This window comes from Amorphus coralli DSM 19760, assembly GCF_000374525.1.
In the GTDB taxonomy this organism is placed as follows: domain Bacteria; phylum Pseudomonadota; class Alphaproteobacteria; order Rhizobiales; family Amorphaceae; genus Amorphus; species Amorphus coralli.
This window is the reverse complement of the sequence record NZ_KB894573.1, coordinates 196,258-213,897: the sequence shown is the minus strand read 5'-3', so window position 1 is coordinate 213,897 and position 17,640 is coordinate 196,258. Positions and strand designations below refer to the sequence as shown.

Here is a 17,640-nt window from a genome sequence, read left to right as displayed (position 1 = left end):
CTGCGTCCAGGAGAAAACAGGATGATCGACCCGTTTGCGAACTGTCCATCGGATGAGGATACGCGCTCTGTGGGGAAGGAGCGCCGAACAATTTCTGGGCTTGATGTCCTGCTGGAGAGCTGGGTCTACGATGGGATCATCGGCTTCTCGGCAATCCTTCTCGAAGAGCAAGTGTCGAACCTCAGCGATGAGGAGATAGTCGAGCGGCTCTCCGCCGAGCTGCAAGTCGATTCCAACAGGACAATTTCGCGAAAGGGCGATGGTTATGTATTCGTCAACTACGCGTTTGACGTCGGGTAGGCCGAGTGGGCCTTCCAGCGAAGGTCATAAACCCAATGATTGATCTCCTACGAAGCCCTCTTTCTGCCGGTCGCGAGTCGTCTGAGAGCAGGAGGAAGTCCTTCGGTTGAACGTCCTTCTCCGCATTTCAATCCTCCAGTTCCGTCAAACAACATGTCCCGCTGTCCACGGTATCGGCAGCAGGCCAGTCCTCAACCTGGCGCAGCCCGATAGGGGGCGGGAAACGTCGTGCGCCAGTGGTCGGCGATATCGATTCCCCGGCAGAACCAAACGCCCTCGAAGGAGCGCATGTGCTCCAGCAGGCGAATGAGGCCCACGGCGCGCCCCGGCCGGCCGATCAGGCGGTCATGCAGGCCGATCGAGAGAAGCTTCGGCGCCCCTCTCTCGCCTTCGCGATAGAGCAGGTCGAAGGCATCGCGCATGTAGGTGAAGAAGTCGTCGGCCGTCGAAAACCCGCTGTTCTCGTTGAACCGGTTGTCGTTGGTCTCGTAGGAATACGGAATCACCAGGTGCGGGCCGCCTGCTATAGTCAGCCAGTAGGGGAGCTCGTCGGCCAGCGAATCGCGATCGTAGAGAAACCCACCTTCCTCCGCGATCAGCCGCCGGGTGTTTGGGCCGGGCCGACCCGTCATCCAGCCGCGGGGCCGCTCTCCCAGGAGGGTCGTCAGTCCCTCCACCGCAAGCCGGATATGCTCGCGCTCGATCTCTTCCGGCACCTCGACATAGTCGATCCAGCGATAGCCGTGGCTGACCACCTCGTGGCCGTCTCTGACGAAGGCGCGGGCGAGGTCTGGATTCTGTTCCAGCGCGCGCACCACACCCAGTACGCTGATCCGGATCCCGAATTCCCGGAAGATCTCCAGGACGCGCCAGACACCTCGCCGCGACCCGTACTCGAAGACGGATTCCACCAGCGGCACCCGCTTGCCGGGCTTCGTCTCCACGCCGATGTCGTTGAGCATACCTTCCGAGACGGGATCGCCGTTGGCGAGCGTAGCCTCGCCCCCACCCTCCACGTTGAGATTGAAGTTGACCGCAATGCGCGCATTTCCCGGCCAGGCCGGGTCCGGCACCGTCTCGCCGTAGCCGACGAGGTCGCGCTCGGTCATGGGATCAGGGGGCAGAAGGGCCATTGCGATTCACCTTTCAGGCCGGTCGGGCGGTTGCGGGGTCGGCCAGCTCGGCCGTGCAGGGGTCGTAGCAGAAGAACCAGTCGACGTCGGTCGGGCCGTGCATCCAGCTGTTCTCGATTGAGATGCGCTGCACCTCCCCGACCCGCTGAATCCGCGTCGCCTCGTAGGCTCCGAACGCGCTTTTAGGATCGCCGTAGCGGGCGATGCAGCGGGTGAGGATGGCGGCGTCCTCGATGGCCATTGCCCCTCCGGCGGCCATGTAGGGCCGCATCGCGTGGCAGGCGTCGCCGAGCAGTGCGATCCGGCGATCGCTCCATCGGTCGTTGCGCGGCCGATCGCAGATCGGCCAGATTGTGACGTTGGAGGCCTTCTCGATCACGCTGACGAGATCGGCGTGAAAGTGGCCGAAAGTCTCCAGGAAATCGTCCCGGCTGCCCTCCACCACACCCTGCTCGACGTCCCAGCCGGGAGCCGGCGTGGCCCCCATGACGTAGACCTCGTCGCGGCGCTTGGTCATGTAATAGGTCAGGATGTGGCGATCGGGGCCCCACCACTTGGTGCAGTCGCGGATGGCCAGCCGGTCCATCTGCGCGCTCGGAAACACCGCGCGTGGGGCGATCCGGCCGGTGTAGCGCGGCTCCTCGCTGCCGAGAATCGTTTCGCGGACCCGCGAGCGAATCCCGTCGGCGCCGATGACGATGTCGGCCTCCGCCGTCGCGCCGTTGGCGAAGCGAAGTAGCAGTGTCTCGCCGCGGTCCTCTATCCCTTCCAGCTGGTGCGCGAACCGCAGCGTTCCGGGCTGCAGCGGCTGCTGCAGGACATCGTGCAGGTCGGCGCGATGGACGTTGAGGTAGGGGGCTCCGTATCGCTCTTCCGACGCCTCGTCGAACAGGATCTCGTACAGCGTCTCGCCGCTGTCCCACTGCCGGCTGACATAGGCATCGGGCTTGATGCCGCGGGCGACGAGCCCCGCCTCCAGTCCCAGACGCTGCAGCACCTTTACCGGATTGGCGCTGAGGATGATCCCGGCTCCGATCCGCGAGAAGGCGTCCGACTGCTCGTAGAGCGTGACGGTGAACCCCTGTTCCTGGAGCAGGCCGGCGAGTGTCAGGCCGCCGAGCCCTGCGCCAACGACAGCGATTCTGGTTCCGAGATCCATTCCTTGCCCTTCCGAAATCGACAGGCGTGCACAGCGGCACGCAACCGCCGTCTCCCGTCCGGTGGACCGGGCGGGCGCTTGAATGCATATCGTTCGATAGCGAATAAAACAACGGTATTCGCGGCGGGTGAAGAGTGTCAAGTGAGCACCAATCAGGCTGCAACCAGCAGGCAAGAGGGGTGCGTGATGCCTTGTATTGCAACAGTATGCTGCACGAATAGGCGGAAAACCAACCGGCCTGCCCATCATTTGGCGCCTGGCCGCGTTGACCGGCTCGCACCGCACACATACGCTCTTTTCATTCGATATCGAACGATATGAAAGCGGCGTGTCTGGGCTCGGGAAAGACGAAGCCTCCGGGTGCGCCTCGAAATCGCCCGTCCGGTCAGACCAGCCGGATCCAATGCCGGATGCGACCCGCGACCGAAGCGGCCCACAACAGTCGAGGTACACGATGAAGATGCTGAGATATGCGGCACTGGCCGCGTGATGATCGGCGGTGCCCACTCCACGGTGCAGGCGGAAGAGGTGAACTTCATCACCGACTTCGGCTTCAACGGCCGGCACGCCTACTACTATGTCGCGCTGGATAAAGGCTACTACGAGAACGAAGGCCTCGACGTCAGCATCCTGCGTGGCGAGGGCTCCGTGGACGCCATCAAGAAGGTCGGCGCCGGGGCGGCCGACATCGGCTTCGCCGACACCGGCTCGCTGGTCCTCGCGCGCGGAAACGACGGCGTTCCGGTGAAGCTCGCTGCGATCGTCTATGCTTCTCCGCCCCAGGCGCTGTACGCTCTCGCCGACAGCGGCATCACCGAACCCAAGGACCTCGAGGGCAAGACCATCGCGGATACCGCGTCGAGTTCCATTCGCGTGCTCTTCCCGGCCTACGCAAAGGCCGCCGGCATCGACGCGGACAAGGTTGAATGGGTGGCGGCGGAAAGCGCCTCGCTGCCCACCCTGCTGGCCACCGGCCGTGCTGACGCCATCGGCCAGTTCATCGTCGGCGAGCCGCTTCTTGCCAAGGCGGCTGCGCCGAACGATCTGAGCCGCCTCGCCTACAAGGACGTGCTCGACTATTACGGCAACGGCATCATCGCCAGCGACGAGACCATCGAGACCAACCCGGGAATGGTGAAGGCCTTCATCCGCGCCACGATCAAGGGCATGGAGGACGCTTTTGCCGATCCCGAAGAGGCTGCGGAGATCCTTGCCAAGTACCAGAAGCAGATCGCCCCGGAAGTCGGCAAGGGCGAGACGGAGGCCGTCGCCGAACTTGCTCAGGTTCCAGGGATGAGGCTCGGCGAGATCGACCCGGTGCGCGTGGAGAACACGGTTGAGGTCATCTCGGAGAACTTCCAGCTCAACACCGAGGTCGACCCGAAGGACGTCTACGCGCCGGGCTTCGTCGAGTGATCATCGGGTTCGCTGCACACGGGGACATGCCCCGCCTGTCGCCCCGGCCATGGGCCGGGGCGATGTCTGTTCTGCCACGGAAAGTGCGCCGGCCATGATCGAGCTGCAAGGTGTCGCGAAGACCTATAGCGGTCGCGACGGCGAGCCCGTTCACGCGCTCGGGCCGATCGACTTCACGATCGAGAGAGGCAGTTTCGTGTCGGTGGTCGGCCCGTCGGGCTGTGGCAAGTCCACCCTGCTGCGATTGATTGCGGGGCTGGAGAGCCCGTCCGCCGGGACCATGACGCGGAGCGGAGCGCCGCTTGAAGGACCGTCCCGAGATGTCGGCATCGTCTTCCAGGACCACGTGCTGTTTCCCTGGGCCAGCGTCCTGGACAACGTGCTGCTCCCCGCGGACGTGTTCGGCATGGACCGGGCCGAGGCGCGCGAGCGGGCCTTCCGGCTCCTGGAACTCACCGGCCTCGCCGACTTCGCCCATCACATGCCGCAGATGCTGTCGGGCGGGATGAAGCAGCGGGCGGCCTTCTGCCGGGCCATGCTGTCGGATCCCCAGCTCCTGCTGCTCGACGAGCCCTTCGGCGCTCTCGATGCCCTGACGCGGGAGGAGCTCTCCCTCGAGCTCTCCAGGCTCTGGCAGGAGCTGGCGCGCACCGCCCTGCTCATCACGCACGATATCGAAGAAGCCGTCCTTCTCGGTGACCGAGTGGTCGTCATGTCGGCACGACCCGGGGTGATCCGCGCGGACATTCCCGTGGACCTGCCCCGGCCCCGCACAATCGAGACGGAAAATCATCCACGCTTCCATGAAATCATGCAGACGGTGAGAGCCATGTTCTTTGGCCCGGGTCGGCGATGACGGCGCGCACCCTGTCCACCCTGGTCGATCGGGCGACCACCCCAATCATCTACATCCTGGTGCTGGCGGCCTGGGAGCTCGGCGTGCGCGTCTTTCAGGTCCCGACCTGGATCCTGCCGGCACCGACGGAGATCTGGAGCGCGGCCGTGCTGTGGGCGCCCGAGCTCTTCTTCAACAGCCTGGTCACGCTGCGCGAGACAGTGTTCGGATTCGCGCTCGCCCTCGCCTTGTCGCTGCCGCTTGCCGTGACGATCGCCTTCAGCGCCCGGGCCCGGCGCGTGATCTATCCGATCGTGCTGGCGCTCCAGTCGGTGCCGAAGGTGGCGATCGCTCCTCTGGTCACGCTTTGGTTCGGCATCAACGAGTGGCCGAAGATCGTCATTGTCGTGCTGGTCTGCTTCTTCCCGATCCTGGTCAACATGGTGACCGGCCTGGAATCTGCGCCCAGGGGAATGCTCGATCTGATGCGATCCATGCGCGCCTCGGAGATGACGATCTTCCGTCGCCTTCGGATGCCCTCCGCCCTCCCGCACCTGTTCACCGGCTGCAAGGTCGCGATCACCTTCGCCGTCATCGGTGCCGTGATCGGAGAGTTCGTCGCGGCTCAGGAGGGGCTGGGCTATCTGATCCTCATGTCCACCTCCCAGTCTCAGACGCCTCTTGCCTTTGCGGCGATCATTCTGCTCACCCTGATCAGCATCGTGCTATTCGGCGCAATCGAACTGGTGGAACGCCGGGTTGTCCGCTGGACACCTTGAAGAGGTCGGCTGGTCGAATGCGGCGTGGGCTGGAAAGCAGAAGGAGCGGAGATGGCACCCAGAGACCGCCCGCGCCGCAGCGCGGATGCAGCAGCCGCACGCAAGCCGCGTCGTCGCACGGCCGACAACCGGGCTGCGTGCGAGCAGGTCGATGAGATCTTCCGCCAATGGCAGACCGAACGGCCCGACATCGACCCGACGCCGGTTCGCATTTACGGGCTGATCGGCCAGATCCACCTGCAGGCAACGGGGTTCATCGACGATGTTCTGGCTCCTTACGGACTGGTGCGCGGCACCTATGACGTCCTGACCGCGCTGCGGCGGGTCGGCGCTCCCTACTGCCTCACGCCGAAGGAGCTGTCCGGCCACCTCCTTCTGAGCGGGGCGGGCCTCACCAGCCGTCTCAACAAGCTCGAGGACCTGCACCTCATCGCCCGTCTGCCGGAGCCTTCGGACCGGCGCACTGTTCGCATCCAGCTGACGGCCGCCGGCGAGGATGTCATCAACAAGGTCATCCCGGTCGTTTTCGCAGCCCAGGCCAGCCGCCTGGAGCCGCTGGGCGAAGAAGGCCGGCAGCGGCTCCTGGAACAGCTGACCGAGTTCGCGGACGCCATCGCCCTGCTCGGCGCGGGGGCGCAGCCCGCCCGGAACGGCGCCGGCCCGGACTGAGCCACCCCGTTTCGGAGCGAAAACAGGAAGCGCGACATGACCGTCCTTTCACGGATCTCTGACTTCACCGACGAACTCGTTGCCATTCGCCACGACCTGCACGCCCATCCCGAAATCGGCTTTGAGGAGACCCGCACCGCAGCCATCGTCGCCGAGAGGCTGGCCTCCTGGGGCATCAAGACTCACACCGGCATCGGTGGCACCGGGGTGGTCGGAGTTCTTCAGGGCCGTCATCCCGGCGATCGCCGCGTCGGTTTGCGCGCCGACATGGATGCCCTGCCCATGGACGAGCAAACCAACCTGCCGTTCCGCTCTCAGAACCCCGGCCGGTTTCACGGCTGCGGTCATGATGGCCACACCACGATGCTGTTGGGCGCGGCGCGCTACCTGGCGGAGACGCGAGACTTCACGGGTACCGCCATCTTCATCTTCCAGCCGGCCGAGGAGGGGCTCGGAGGCGCGCGTGCGATGATCGCCGAGGGTCTTTTCGAGCGCTTCCCGTGCGACGAGATCTATGGCCTCCATAACGCACCGAACCTTGCGCCTGGCCAGGTCTCCGTCTTCCCGGGAAAGGCAATGGCCGGCGCGTTTTTCTTCGACATCCGGATCCACGCCCGAGGCAGCCATGCCGCTCGCCCCCAGGACGCGAAGGATCCCATCGTCGTTGCAACGGCTCTGGCGCAGAGCCTGCAGAGCATCGTCAGCCGCAACGTCGACCCGCTGAAGGCCGCCGTCCTTTCGATCACCAAGATCGTTGCCGGAACCGCCTACAACGTCATTCCGGAGGAGGCGGTGCTCGGCGGCACGATCCGCTTCTTCGACGACGACATGGGCGCGTTGATGCGGACCCGGCTGGTCGGCATCTGCGAGGGGTTCGCCCAAAGTTTCGATGTCCGGATCGAGGCAGACGTGAGGGATGTGTTCACGGTACTGGAAAACCATCCCGACGAGACCGACGCCCTAACCGCGGCCGTTGGTGACGTGGTCGGAACGGAGGGCGTGGAGACCGGATCGCGGCCGTTCATGGGCAGCGAAGACTTCGCCGACATGCTGCGGATCGTGCCGGGCTCCTATTGCTGGGTCGGCCACGCAGGAGATATGCCGCTGCACAATCCAGGCTTTGTGCTCGACGATGGCATCCTGCCCGTCGGCGCCTCGATCTACGCTCGGCTCATCGAGCGTCGCCTCGCCGGCTAGAGACGCTGTACTTTTCGTGAGAACTCCCCATCCGCGCACGTCGCAGGCCCATGTTGAGGGCCAAACTCAATCAGTCTCTTGAGGATCGGCGCGCATCCTCAATCATGGGCGCTCCGCTTCAGTAGGAGGCTTCTGGAGATATCGCGTCTGTTGTTCTGGTATTAGGGCGAAGTGTGGGCTGTGATCGATCCGCACTTGCTGATGAACCAGCCTAGAGAGCGTAGGCGATACCGACGAGTGACCTCGGGAACCATCCACAAGCTTACATGCAGGGCAGTTGGGAGGGGTATTGCGCCGAATATTGCCCCGACACGATAGTTTACACTCGCTGGACTCGGTAGGTCCTAGGGTTATTTGAACCCGCATCTTGGCGGGCTCCAATGGAACCCACAACCTCTTCTCCTGCATGCTCGGCCATCTGGCTTCGGGGGGGATATCCGGGAGCTCAAGGTCCGCTTTGAAAGCGAACAATTCGGACACCTTCAAGATTGGCTTGACACCGAGCACGCTGTCGGCGCCGTCCTCTACGCGATGAAGCTCTCGCAGTGGACCCGCGAAAAGCACTTCCATCGCGTGATGATGGAGGAACTGGAGCGCGATCCGGAGCGCTACATCCAGCAGCTTTCCGAGAAAGCCTGGGCGATGGCCGAGAAGAACAAGGGCATCAGCTTCGAGGGCCGGGATATGCTGGAGCACATCACCGAGGCGGCCTCTGATCCCAGCGCCATCATCTACTGCAACCCGCCGTTCTGGTCCGGCGGCTACGAAAAGATGTTCCAGGCCGTCGGCACGTCGATCCTCTGGAAGGATCCCAAGGTGCCGTACTTCGAGGTCAAGACGCATCTCGACACCCTCTACGAGACCATGATGGGGTCCGAGGCGCTGAGCCTGCTCTACCGCTACGCTGACAACGGATCGGGCATCCACCCGCTGCTCGAGGGCAAGTCCGTCTTCGGCAATCAGGCCGGGGGGCGGGACGAGTTCGTCTGTGCCAACCGGCCGCCCGAGCTGGAGATGGTCGTCCAACACCGCAGCGACACCGAGGTCGCGCCGATGGGCGCACCCATGCTGCCGCCGGACTACGAGATCACCGAGGACAGCCGGGCGGCGATCCAGCCCATCACCCGGGGGCAGGCGTTCTACTACCGCGATCTCTGGGCCCACAAGCTGGGGACCACCCGCTCCGAATGGTACTTCGTGGTCCTGATCGACGGCTACGTCCTGGGCGTCTTCGGGATGATGTTCAACCGGGTCATCACCGGGCAGAACGGCGAGGTGTTCGAGGTCTTCGGCTTCAACTGCCCGTCCGACCGCTACCCGCGCCTCAACCGGCTCCTGATGCGCGTCATCACCTGCCGGGACGCTGCGGCCTACTACCAGAGCCTCATCCCGTCGGCCCTGCTCGAGGTCGACTACTTCAAAACGGCCTGCATCGCGGACGTGCCTGACGTGAAGGCCAACCGGGGCATCCTCAAGCGTCTCTGGTCCAAGCCGCGCCCGGACGGCCGGCACCACATCATGTACGGCACGCCCTTCCACGACGTCTCCTACCAGGGGGCGATCCGGAAGTGGCTGGACGACCTGAAGCGCCAGCAGAAGGCCACCGGCCGTTGGTTCGGCTACGGGCCTGATCCGAACGCACCGGCCGAGCCGGCTGAAGCCCAGCCGGTCGAGGGCAAGGCCGAGGAATGAGCCGTGCAGGGCTCTCCCGAGCCCAGGCGGACGCCCTGCGCCGCTGCCGCAAGCGTGGCGGCTTCCGGCCCGTCAGCCTGCTCAACGCACGCAACGCCGTCCTGATGCGCGACCTGGGGCCCTGGTGGCGGCACATCCCGCTGCTGGGGCTGATCTGGGCGGTGCAGTTCAATCAGTTCTACCGGCGACGGCTGATCTGCGCCTCCGGCGGCGTCTACACGCGCCATCTGACGCTGACCGAGCGCGGGCGACAGGCGCTGGACGAATACGAGGCTGGCTGATCCGCCTTCCGTCACCGACCACCGGTTGTGGCGGCTTGGCCGAAGGGTCTCTCAGCCTCGGGAAATAACCAATCAGCGGTTGAACCGGCCGCCACAGGCGGTCATCCGGCCCATCGAACGGGGCGTCACACGACCCTGCGCACCGCGCCGGGCGAACGAGACCCTGCGCACTGCGCGGGGCGAAGGAGACTGGACTATGCTGATCCCTGCCCAGCAGCCGCTGACCATGAGCAGCCGGGAGATCGCCGAGCTCTGCGAGACGCGGCATAACCAGGTCGTCGAAACCATCCGCCGTTTGATGGCTGCAGGAGTTTTACGGGAGAGCCGTAAAACTACGCGGCGCGTCCAGCCGGAGGGCGGCGGGCGTCCGATGGACGTCTACGACCTCACGAAACGCGACACGCTGGTTGTGGTCTCGGGCTACAGGGACGACCTGCGGGCGCGCATCATCGATCGCTGGATGGAGCTGGAGAGCCGGCCGGCGGTCGACCTGGACAACCCGGCCCAGCTCCGGGCGCTCCTGCTCGACTACTCCGACAAGATGATCGCCCTCGAGGCGGACCTGCAGGCGGCGCTGCCGAAGGTCGAGGCCTACGAGCACTGAGCCGGGCCGATGGCACCCTCTGCATCACCGACGCGGCCAAGACGCTGGGCCTGCGGCCGAAGGATTTCTTCGCCTGGCTGAAGGCCGAGCGCTGGATCTACCGGCGCCCTGGCTGCCGGCACTGGATCGCCTACCAGAACCGCGTCCAGCGGGGCTACCTCGACCACCGGCGACCGCTTGATCGCGGACAACGCGGCGCCAATCCGCGGCAATTAGGTGGCGCGCACGCGCGCCTGCAATACCGACTCGGCTGGTGTCGCGTTCGCTTGGATGGCCGGAGCCAACGAAAGCCCATTCTATTCGGGCAAGTACCCGATCATGGAGGCGAAGTGGGACGCGATGATCGAAGTCGCCGCCGAGCTCTGCCGCACCTACAACATCGAGCCGACGCTAGAGACGGTCCTCTCCCACGCGTAGGTCGAGGGGAACCTCACCATCTGGCCGCGCGGCAAGTGGGACTACACCCGGCTGTCCTTCGAGCTGTCGGCGAGAGGCGCTCGCGAAATCGGAGACCGCGCTAGAACGGACATCAAAGCCCGCCTGGAGGCGGGGTTTGCACCTGTGGAGTTGGAGAGCCCCATGGTGGAGATCGCGCTGAGGCCGGCTTGATGTCCCTTTACGGCACTACGACTGCGCCGCGGTCGAACTTCCGCCGGTCGCCGATGGGCGAGATCATAGATGTGGCCTCCCTCAAGGCATCCCGCTGACGATCCTCCACACCGACCGTGGTTGGTATCAGGTGCGCACGCCGGCCGGGTCTCCGCCCGCTACGTCCCGCTCGACTGAGCGCGCTCACTCCTTCTCGATTCCCGGCTTCACCTTCAAGCGCTTCGCGGCAAATTGGGATCGGCAGACCCTCATCGAATTTGCCCGTGCATTCAGGGGGGGCGAGATGACCCCAAAAACAGTTCGTTGTGTCTGATGGCTTCCTCGGCCGGGCCTTCATCATGGGTTTCCTGCTGATGCTTCTCTTGAGGCCGGCGCAGCGCATCATGGACGACCTCACCACGCCCCAGCCCTAGTTCGACGTCGAGATTGCGGCGCCAGACCACCTGGAGGGCGAGGATCCGATGGTCAAGTACACCCGGACCATCAATCGGCCCGTCTACGGGATCTGGGCTGTGACGGTGTCGTCTCGGCAGCCGGGTCAGCGTTTCACCTATCACTGCTCCGGCAGCGACTATGCCCCGTATAGCCCGGCGAACCGAGGCACGATCTCGATGCCTTTTGACGAGTTCGTCGGCAAGGACTGCGAAATGCCGGCAGGCGAGTACCGGGTCTGCGCCAACTACGATCTGCGCGACCGGCGGCAGAACAGCCGCTTCTTCGGGCCGTTCTGCACGGAGTTCAAGGTCAGGGATCGAGAGGCTGAAACGGCACTTCTGATGCCGGATAATTTTCTGAACTATCCGAAAAGCCTTTTGAAATCAAAGGCCCCAAAACCGTGAACGTCACGAGAACAGTTCAGAAAATCCCTTGAAAACACTTGGCTGACATCGGATTTGCAGTCCGCTGCGTAACCACTCCGCCACGTCGCCAAGCGGATGCGAGAGGTATTTCGGATCAGGAGCCCGCGCAAGGCCTAAGCGCGGCCGTCCTCGTTTTTTTGGGTATCCGCCTGCATTGTCCGCTGCTTGCTTGACTCGCTGCGGGGTGCAGACGATGCTCCCGGCCGACGGTGCCCGCAAGGGCTCAATAGGGAACACGGTGAGGCGGAACGCGCCAACTCCGTGGCTGCCCCCGCAACTGTGAGCGGCGAGTTCTCCGCGCGAAGGCCACTGGAGCCCCTGGCTCTGGGAAGGCGGCGGACGAACGAGGACCCGCGAGTCAGGAGACCTGCCGTCATCCGTGGTCACGCGCGGTCGCATCGGGCGGGGTGTCTCGATGGGTACGGTTGCCGGGTTCCTCGCCCGGCACGGCCTCGATCGCGGTGACGTGCCATTCGGCCGTGTGCCGCACGAGGTTTTCCATGTCGTCTTTCCCCAACTGCCCTGCCGGGCGGCGAAGCCTGTTTCGCCGCGCCTCTGTCCTTGCGGCCGCTGTTTCGCCGCTGGTGCTGTCAACCGCCGCCTTCGCCCAGGACGCTGATCTCGGCGATGCGGCGGTGATCGCCCTGCCGGAAATCTCGGTCACGGCCAATCTCGCGCCCACCGCGCTCGACAAGGTCGGTAGCGCGATCACGGTCATCACCGGCGAGGAGCTGCGCGAGCAGGAGACACGCTTCGTGTCGGATGCGCTGCGGCAGGTGCCGGGCGTGTCCGTCTACCGCACGGGCCCCGCCGGGCAGCTCACCCAGGTGCGGATCCGCGGTGCGGAAGGCAACCAGACCAAGGTCTACATCGATGGCATTCCGGTGAACGACCCGGCCTTCGGCTCGGAATTCGACTTCTCCAGCCTGCTGGCCGACGACATCGAACGCATCGAGGTCCTGCGTGGACCGCAGAGCGCCCTCTACGGCTCCGATGCGGTGGGCGGCGTGATCAACATCGTTACCCGGACGGGCGAGCCCGGTACCCAGGTCGGCGGGCGACTGGAAGGCGGCTCCTTCGGTACCGTCAACGGCAGCGCCTCGGTCAGCGGCGGCAACGCCTACGGCAACTTCATCGCCAGTGCCATGGGCTTCAAGACCGATGGCGTCTCGGTTGCCAGCGAAAACCTCGGCAACACCGAGAAGGACAGCTATCGCAACGGAACGGTATTCGCGAAGGGAAGCGTGGCGCCGAATGAGTACATCGATGTCTCCGGCGTGGTGCGCTACACGGGCACCCGCACCGACCTCGACAGCGAGGCCTACCTTCCGGCCTACGGCCATACCGGGCCGATCGACTCGCTCCAGGACGCCGTCGGCGAGGATCTTTACAGCCGACTTCAGGCCCGCCTCAGCCTGTTCGACCATCACTGGGAACAGACGGCCGGCATCTCCTACACGGACCAGAAGACCAAGTATCGCGATCTCGATCCGACCGTGGTGACGAGCATCTACCAGGGCAAGAAGCGCCGGCTGGACTACCAATCGACCTTCTTCTTCGAGACGCCGAACGTCGCGGACGCCGAGCACACGCTCACGGTCGCCGTGCAAGACGAGGAGGACATGGTCACCTCCGACAGCATCTATTCCAGCTTCGATCGGTCCATTCACACCACCGGGCTGGTCGGCGAGTACCAGCTTGGCCTGTTCGATGCGCTGACGGTCACCGGCAGCGTGCGCCAAGACTTCAACGAGATCTTCGAGGACTCCACAACGGTGCGTGCCACCGCGGCCTACCGGATCGAGCAGACCGGGACAAAGCTGCGCGGCTCCTACGGCACCGGCGTGAAAAATCCGAGCACGTTCGAGCTCTACGGCTACACCAACACCTACCGCGGTAATCCGGACCTGAAGCCGGAAGAAGCAACAGGCTGGGACGTCGGTGTCGACCAGACGCTCTTCGGCGGCATGGCAACGGCCGACGTCACATACTTCAACCAGCGCATCACGGATCTCATCACCGGATCCGGCCAGACCTCCGTCAACATGCCGGGCACCTCCAAGGTCGACGGCGTGGAGGTGGGCCTGTCGGTGACGCCCATTGATCCCCTGACGGTGCGGGCGTCCTACACCTATACCGACGGCCGCGATTCCACCGGGGCGGAGCTGATCCGCCGGCCGCGCAACGTCGCCAGTGTGGACATCAACTACCGCTTCCTGGACGACCGGGCGAACGTCAACCTCGGCATCGACTACAACGGTGCGCAAAAGGACTGGGTCTACAACGCATTCTACACCCAGAGGACGGTGATCGATCTCGATGCCTACACCCTGGTCAACCTTGCCGCGTCCTACGATGTGACGGAGACCGCGCAGATCTACGGGCGCGTGAACAACCTTCTCAACGAGGACTATTATGAGGTGTGGGGCTACGGCACGGAGGGAATCAGCGCCTATGCCGGCGTCAAGCTGACCTTCTGATGACCCGACGGGCACCGACACGGGCGGCGATCTACGGCGTGACCGTCCTTGCCGCACTGGCGACAGGCGCAGGGGCGCCACGCACGGCCTCCGCCGAGCCGCCGTCGCGGGTGGTGTCCCTCAATCTCTGCGCCGACGAACTGCTGCTCCGGCTCGCGCGGCCGGAGCAGATCGCCTCCGTCACCTTCCTTTCCCGCGATCCGAAGCAGTCGACCGTGGCGGATCTGGCCCGGGATCATCCGGTCAACTACGGGCGGGCGGAGGATGTCCTGCGCTTCGATCCGGACCTCGTGGTCGCCGGTCGCTACACCACCCGGACCACGGTGGATTTCCTGCGCCGGAATGGCGAGACGCTCCTGGAGCTCGACGCCCCGGCGACACTGCCGCAGGTGGAGGAGCAGATCCGCAGGCTCGGCGAGGCGCTCGGCGAGCCGGACCGGGCCCAGGCGCTTGCCGATGAAATCGCGGCCGCGTTCGCGGAAGGCGACCCGATCGACGACGTTGCGAGGCCGACGGCAGTGGTTTTTGCGCCGAACGGCTTCACCGTTGGCGCGGGCTCGCTGGTGGACACCATCATCAACGCGGCGGGCCTCAGGAATCTGGGGGCTGAGCAGGATCTCGGCAGCTACCGGCACCTTCCGCTGGAGCGGCTGCTCGCGCTTGCACCCGATGTTCTGATCCTCGCGGCTACCGAAAGCGCGCCGGCGCGGGCCTACGAGGTGCTGCATCACCCGATTCTGAGTCGGCTGCCGAGCCAACCGGTCATCGTCCGCCTGTCGCCGCGGCTGTGGACGTGCGCGGGCCCGGAAATTGCGAGGGCCCTGTCGATCCTGAGAGGCGCCGCTGCAGAGGCGCGGGAGCGCGAGACGTGAGCGCGCGGATGGTTTCCCATGGCGGCCTCCTGATGCTTCTGGCGACGCTTACGGCGGCGCTCTTCGCGGCCTCACTGGCCGTCGGTTATGCGCCGCTGGATCTCGGTGCGGCGACAGGAGACGCGTTCCGTGGTGAGGAAACGGTGCAGGCGCTGGTTTTCGTCGAGCTTCGGCTGCCGCGCGCCATCCTGGGGCTGCTGGTCGGGTTCACGCTCGGGCTCGCCGGCGCAGTGATGCAGGGCTTCCTGCGTAATCCGCTGGCGGAACCGGGCGTGGTGGGGGTTTCCGGCGGCGCGGCGTTCGGGGCCGTGCTCGTGTTCTATTCCGGCCTGGCGGCGCTTTCGCCCCTGATCCTGCCTGCCGGCGGCATCCTGGCGGCGCTTCTCGTCGGTGCGCTGCTTTTCGCCGTTGCGGGCAGGGGCATGAGCACGACGACGCTGATCCTCGCGGGCGTAGCCATCAACAGCCTCGCCGGCGCCCTGATCTCGCTGACCCTGAATCTCGCGCCGAACCCCTACGCGGCGATGGAGATCATGTTCTGGCTGATGGGGTCGCTCGCCGACCGCAGCTTCTCGCATGTCTGGGTTGCACTGGGTCCGATGGTCGTCGGCTGGGTCATGCTCCTGTCCACGGCGCGGGCGCTGGACGCCCTGTCGCTGGGCGAGGCCACCGCCCGCACGCTGGGTTTCGACCTGCGTCGTGTCCGCGCCATGGTGGTCGGCGGTGTGGCGCTCTCTGTGGGGGCGGCGACGGCGGTCGCCGGCGTCATCGGCTTCGTCGGGCTGATCGTGCCGCATCTGGTCCGGCCCCTCGTGGGCCATCGGCCAGGGCGGCTGCTGATCGCCAGCGGGCTGAGCGGAGCATCGCTGACGCTTGCTGCAGATGTTGCCGTGCGGCTGATCCCGACCCGGCCGGAGCTGCAACTCGGCGTCGTGACGGCCATCATCGGCGCGCCGTTCCTGTTCTCGCTTGTCTGGCGCTACCGGAGGGTCGAGCGATGAGGATCGAGGGAACGGGCCTCACGGTCCGCATCGGTGCGACGTCGATCCTTTCGGGGGTCGATGTCGCAGCCGAGCCTGGCGAACTCGTCGGCCTGATCGGACCGAACGGGGCCGGCAAGTCGACGCTCCTCTCCGTGCTGGCCCGGCTGCGCACGCCCCAAGCCGGAACACTCGCCTACGACGGGGCGCCAGCCGCGCGGATGGATGGCCGCGCGCTGGCCCGCCGGCTTGCCATGCTCGCCCAGTCCGGCGGGGTCGAGTGGCCGCTGACGGTGGACCGGGTGGTCGCCATCGGCCGGCTCCCCCATGCCGGCCGCTTCGCCGCCTCCGACCCGGAGCACGACCGAGAGGCGATCCAGCGCGCGATGCATGCCGCAAACGTCGAGGCGCTGGCGGGCCGGACCGTGGACACGCTGTCGGGCGGTGAGCGCACCCGGGTGCTGCTTGCCCGCGCGCTGGCGGTCGAGGCGGAGATGCTGCTGGCCGACGAACCCATCGCGGCGCTGGACCCCTATCACCAGATCGAGGTGATGGAGCTGCTGGCCGCGGTCGTCAGGCGGGGCGGGGGCGTCGTCGTCGTGCTGCACGACCTGTCGCTGGCGGCGCGCTTCTGCGACCGGCTGGTGCTTCTCGACCGCGGCCGCGTGGTGGCAGACGCAACGCCGGAACAGGTGCTGACGGAGGACAGGATTGCCGCCGTCTACGGCGTCTCGGTGGAACTGGGCAGCCGTGATGGTGCGCGGTTCGTTGTGCCGTGGACACGCCTGCGAAAAGCCGACGGAGAGGGATGAGGATGAGTGAGCTCGATACGCGCGTTGAACCGGAAGCTTTCCTGCGCGGGATGCTGCGTGACCCCAGGGCCGGCTGGAACTTCGGCACCTTCGGGGCCATCGCGGAGTTTCTTTACGACGCGGATGAGGCTGTCGACTTTTCGGATGCTTCCTCCATCTCCACGCGGCGGGGTGCCATCCGCATCGAATCCGGCACGACCGTGCGGCTGGTGGCCTTCGAAACGCCGGCGAAGAACCCAGGCAGCTGGAATCACGCCGTTGCGCTGTGCCTGCCGGAGGCGGAGTGCGCCATGAACCAGCGGACGGTCTTGACCGAGCTTGGTCCCGACGAGAGCGCTGTCGATCCACGAGATCGGGAAGCGATCCTGTTCGACATGGGGCTGGGGACGCTGCAGGCCGATATCTGCGTGCGCAGCGCAGACCCGGCTGTGATCGCCCGCCTGCGCGCTGGCTGCGGCCGGTCGCTTGCAGAGCCGGGCAACACGCTGATGCAGGAGATGCCGCAGCTGTCGCCGAACCGGGTTTTCGTCACGAAACTCGGTCGAGCCGAGGTCCGGCAGCGCGTTCCCCGACCCGACGAGCGCAGCCCGGAAGGTCCACACACTCACGTTCTGCCGCAACTCCTCAGAACCGGCCGCACCCACGCCGCCAACGATCCGATCCCGGACGGTTGGGTGCCCTGCGGTCATTTGCATCCCGCGCACCCGCTGAAGGATCACTACGGCCGTACCTGGCCGTTCGACGCAGCGGCCCATGCGGCGTTCCAGGACATGCTGGCCACGTTCGGGCTGCCGGGGCTGGTCGCGGCCAAGCGGGAGACTTGGGAGGCCCTGGCTGCCGGTGCTGATGAGGGGGATCTTCCTGAGCGCTCCAGCCGGGAGGAGCGCGCAGCGTCACGGGTGGCCGTCGCCCAGTATCAGTCCCTGCGGGAGCAGGGAGCCGCCTGATCAGGCCGGTGGAGA

19 protein-coding genes, 1 pseudogene and 1 riboswitch are annotated in these 17,640 nt (G+C 65.6%); of the genes and pseudogenes, 17 read left to right on the top strand and 3 right to left on the bottom strand.

The window, feature by feature from the left end; all coding sequences use genetic code 11:
- Positions 1 to 21: 21 nt before the first annotated feature.
- On the top strand, positions 22 to 300 hold the full coding sequence (locus C507_RS0111760) for a hypothetical protein (RefSeq protein ID WP_018699900.1): 279 nt from the start codon (positions 22 to 24) through the stop codon (positions 298 to 300).
- A 191-nt stretch (positions 301 to 491) separates the two neighbouring features.
- Here C507_RS0111760 and C507_RS0111755 read toward each other — a convergent pair whose 3' ends face one another.
- Positions 492 to 1,433: a polysaccharide deacetylase family protein gene (locus tag C507_RS0111755; protein WP_245559681.1), complete on the bottom strand. Its 942-nt coding sequence runs from the start codon at positions 1,431 to 1,433 to the stop codon at positions 492 to 494.
- 13 nt (positions 1,434 to 1,446) lie between these two features.
- Positions 1,447 to 2,592 carry an FAD-dependent monooxygenase gene (locus C507_RS0111750; protein WP_018699898.1) on the bottom strand — a complete coding sequence of 382 codons (1,146 nt, stop codon included), beginning with the start codon at positions 2,590 to 2,592 and terminating at the stop codon, positions 1,447 to 1,449.
- 489 nt (positions 2,593 to 3,081) lie between these two features.
- Between C507_RS0111750 and C507_RS0111745 the strand changes: the two genes are divergently transcribed.
- The 11 genes and pseudogenes from C507_RS0111745 (at position 3,082) to C507_RS0111695 (ending at position 11,513) form a co-directional block, all read left to right on the top strand.
- Positions 3,082 to 4,008, top strand: coding sequence for an ABC transporter substrate-binding protein (locus C507_RS0111745; protein ID WP_018699897.1), 927 nt, complete (start codon positions 3,082 to 3,084; stop codon positions 4,006 to 4,008).
- Positions 4,009 to 4,102: 94 nt separating this feature from the next.
- Positions 4,103 to 4,864: an ABC transporter ATP-binding protein gene (locus C507_RS0111740; RefSeq protein ID WP_018699896.1), complete on the top strand. Its 762-nt coding sequence runs from the start codon at positions 4,103 to 4,105 to the stop codon at positions 4,862 to 4,864.
- Entirely contained in the window at positions 4,861 to 5,622 is a 762-nt protein-coding gene (locus C507_RS0111735; protein ID WP_018699895.1) for an ABC transporter permease, read from the top strand. Before C507_RS0111740 ends, C507_RS0111735 begins: the two co-directional genes overlap by 4 nt.
- A 51-nt stretch (positions 5,623 to 5,673) precedes the next feature.
- Positions 5,674 to 6,291, top strand: coding sequence for a MarR family winged helix-turn-helix transcriptional regulator (locus tag C507_RS21155; protein WP_018699894.1), 618 nt, complete (start codon positions 5,674 to 5,676; stop codon positions 6,289 to 6,291).
- Positions 6,292 to 6,327: 36 nt separating this feature from the next.
- Positions 6,328 to 7,488, top strand: a complete 1,161-nt coding sequence (locus C507_RS0111725) for a M20 aminoacylase family protein (RefSeq protein WP_018699893.1) — start codon at positions 6,328 to 6,330, stop codon at positions 7,486 to 7,488.
- A 354-nt stretch (positions 7,489 to 7,842) separates the two neighbouring features.
- On the top strand, positions 7,843 to 9,180 hold the full coding sequence (locus C507_RS0111720) for a putative antirestriction adenine methyltransferase (protein WP_425386852.1): 1,338 nt from the start codon (positions 7,843 to 7,845) through the stop codon (positions 9,178 to 9,180).
- Positions 9,177 to 9,461 (top strand): hypothetical protein, encoded by a 285-nt coding sequence (locus tag C507_RS0111715; RefSeq protein ID WP_018699891.1) that lies wholly within the window; start codon positions 9,177 to 9,179, stop codon positions 9,459 to 9,461. Before C507_RS0111720 ends, C507_RS0111715 begins: the two co-directional genes overlap by 4 nt.
- Positions 9,462 to 9,657: 196 nt before the next feature.
- Positions 9,658 to 10,065 (top strand): Rha family transcriptional regulator, encoded by a 408-nt coding sequence (locus C507_RS21150; RefSeq protein ID WP_018699890.1) that lies wholly within the window; start codon positions 9,658 to 9,660, stop codon positions 10,063 to 10,065.
- Positions 10,062 to 10,175 (top strand): annotated as a pseudogene (locus C507_RS23665) (phage antirepressor KilAC domain-containing protein); the annotation flags it as partial. The gene C507_RS21150 and the pseudogene C507_RS23665, both read left to right, overlap by 4 nt.
- Before the next feature lie 160 nt (positions 10,176 to 10,335).
- Positions 10,336 to 10,482 (top strand): hypothetical protein, encoded by a 147-nt coding sequence (locus C507_RS22775; RefSeq protein ID WP_083923494.1) that lies wholly within the window; start codon positions 10,336 to 10,338, stop codon positions 10,480 to 10,482.
- Between the two features lie 653 nt (positions 10,483 to 11,135).
- Positions 11,136 to 11,513: a hypothetical protein gene (locus tag C507_RS0111695; protein ID WP_018699888.1), complete on the top strand. Its 378-nt coding sequence runs from the start codon at positions 11,136 to 11,138 to the stop codon at positions 11,511 to 11,513.
- Between the two features lie 211 nt (positions 11,514 to 11,724).
- A riboswitch (cobalamin riboswitch) is annotated at positions 11,725 to 11,923 on the top strand.
- Here the strand turns inward: C507_RS0111695 and C507_RS23555 are convergent.
- Entirely contained in the window at positions 11,908 to 12,036 is a 129-nt protein-coding gene (locus C507_RS23555) for a hypothetical protein (RefSeq protein WP_018699887.1), read from the bottom strand. (Overlaps the previous riboswitch by 16 nt.)
- Between C507_RS23555 and C507_RS0111685 the strand changes: the two genes are divergently transcribed.
- The 5 genes from C507_RS0111685 to C507_RS21140 are packed head-to-tail and all read left to right on the top strand — an operon-like array spanning position 12,035 to position 17,625.
- A complete protein-coding gene (locus tag C507_RS0111685) occupies positions 12,035 to 14,014 on the top strand; it encodes a TonB-dependent receptor plug domain-containing protein (RefSeq protein WP_018699886.1) in 1,980 nt (659 codons plus the stop codon). The two genes, C507_RS23555 and C507_RS0111685, sit on opposite strands and share 2 nt — an antisense overlap.
- Positions 14,014 to 14,886 carry an ABC transporter substrate-binding protein gene (locus C507_RS0111680; protein WP_018699885.1) on the top strand — a complete coding sequence of 291 codons (873 nt, stop codon included), beginning with the start codon at positions 14,014 to 14,016 and terminating at the stop codon, positions 14,884 to 14,886. The genes C507_RS0111685 and C507_RS0111680 overlap by 1 nt, the downstream gene beginning before the upstream one ends.
- Before the next feature lie 8 nt (positions 14,887 to 14,894).
- Positions 14,895 to 15,887, top strand: coding sequence for a FecCD family ABC transporter permease (locus C507_RS0111675; protein WP_018699884.1), 993 nt, complete (start codon positions 14,895 to 14,897; stop codon positions 15,885 to 15,887).
- Positions 15,884 to 16,678: an ABC transporter ATP-binding protein gene (locus tag C507_RS0111670; RefSeq protein ID WP_018699883.1), complete on the top strand. Its 795-nt coding sequence runs from the start codon at positions 15,884 to 15,886 to the stop codon at positions 16,676 to 16,678. The genes C507_RS0111675 and C507_RS0111670 overlap by 4 nt, the downstream gene beginning before the upstream one ends.
- 2 nt (positions 16,679 to 16,680) lie before the next feature.
- Entirely contained in the window at positions 16,681 to 17,625 is a 945-nt protein-coding gene (locus C507_RS21140; RefSeq protein WP_018699882.1) for a DUF6925 family protein, read from the top strand.
- The last annotated feature ends 15 nt before the right edge of the window (positions 17,626 to 17,640 follow it).

Bases quoted from the DNA above. Each gene is read 5' to 3' on its own strand.
- C507_RS0111670 (WP_018699883.1), top strand. From the start codon at position 15,884: ATGAGGATCGAGGGAACGGGCCTCACGGTCCGCATCGGTGCGACGTCG.
- C507_RS0111695 (WP_018699888.1), top strand. From the start codon at position 11,136: ATGGTCAAGTACACCCGGACCATCAATCGGCCCGTCTACGGGATCTGG.
- C507_RS0111735 (WP_018699895.1), top strand. From the start codon at position 4,861: ATGACGGCGCGCACCCTGTCCACCCTGGTCGATCGGGCGACCACCCCA.
- C507_RS0111740 (WP_018699896.1), top strand. From the start codon at position 4,103: ATGATCGAGCTGCAAGGTGTCGCGAAGACCTATAGCGGTCGCGACGGC.
- C507_RS0111755 (WP_245559681.1), bottom strand. From the start codon at position 1,433: ATGGCCCTTCTGCCCCCTGATCCCATGACCGAGCGCGACCTCGTCGGC.
- C507_RS0111685 (WP_018699886.1), top strand. From the start codon at position 12,035: ATGTCGTCTTTCCCCAACTGCCCTGCCGGGCGGCGAAGCCTGTTTCGC.
- C507_RS21140 (WP_018699882.1), top strand. From the start codon at position 16,681: ATGAGTGAGCTCGATACGCGCGTTGAACCGGAAGCTTTCCTGCGCGGG.
- C507_RS0111675 (WP_018699884.1), top strand. From the start codon at position 14,895: ATGGTTTCCCATGGCGGCCTCCTGATGCTTCTGGCGACGCTTACGGCG.
- C507_RS23555 (WP_018699887.1), bottom strand. From the start codon at position 12,036: ATGGAAAACCTCGTGCGGCACACGGCCGAATGGCACGTCACCGCGATC.
- C507_RS21150 (WP_018699890.1), top strand. From the start codon at position 9,658: ATGCTGATCCCTGCCCAGCAGCCGCTGACCATGAGCAGCCGGGAGATC.
- C507_RS0111750 (WP_018699898.1), bottom strand. From the start codon at position 2,592: ATGGATCTCGGAACCAGAATCGCTGTCGTTGGCGCAGGGCTCGGCGGC.
- C507_RS0111715 (WP_018699891.1), top strand. From the start codon at position 9,177: ATGAGCCGTGCAGGGCTCTCCCGAGCCCAGGCGGACGCCCTGCGCCGC.
- C507_RS0111745 (WP_018699897.1), top strand. From the start codon at position 3,082: ATGATCGGCGGTGCCCACTCCACGGTGCAGGCGGAAGAGGTGAACTTC.
- C507_RS0111680 (WP_018699885.1), top strand. From the start codon at position 14,014: ATGACCCGACGGGCACCGACACGGGCGGCGATCTACGGCGTGACCGTC.
- C507_RS0111725 (WP_018699893.1), top strand. From the start codon at position 6,328: ATGACCGTCCTTTCACGGATCTCTGACTTCACCGACGAACTCGTTGCC.
- C507_RS21155 (WP_018699894.1), top strand. From the start codon at position 5,674: ATGGCACCCAGAGACCGCCCGCGCCGCAGCGCGGATGCAGCAGCCGCA.
- C507_RS22775 (WP_083923494.1), top strand. From the start codon at position 10,336: ATGGCCGGAGCCAACGAAAGCCCATTCTATTCGGGCAAGTACCCGATC.
- C507_RS0111760 (WP_018699900.1), top strand. From the start codon at position 22: ATGATCGACCCGTTTGCGAACTGTCCATCGGATGAGGATACGCGCTCT.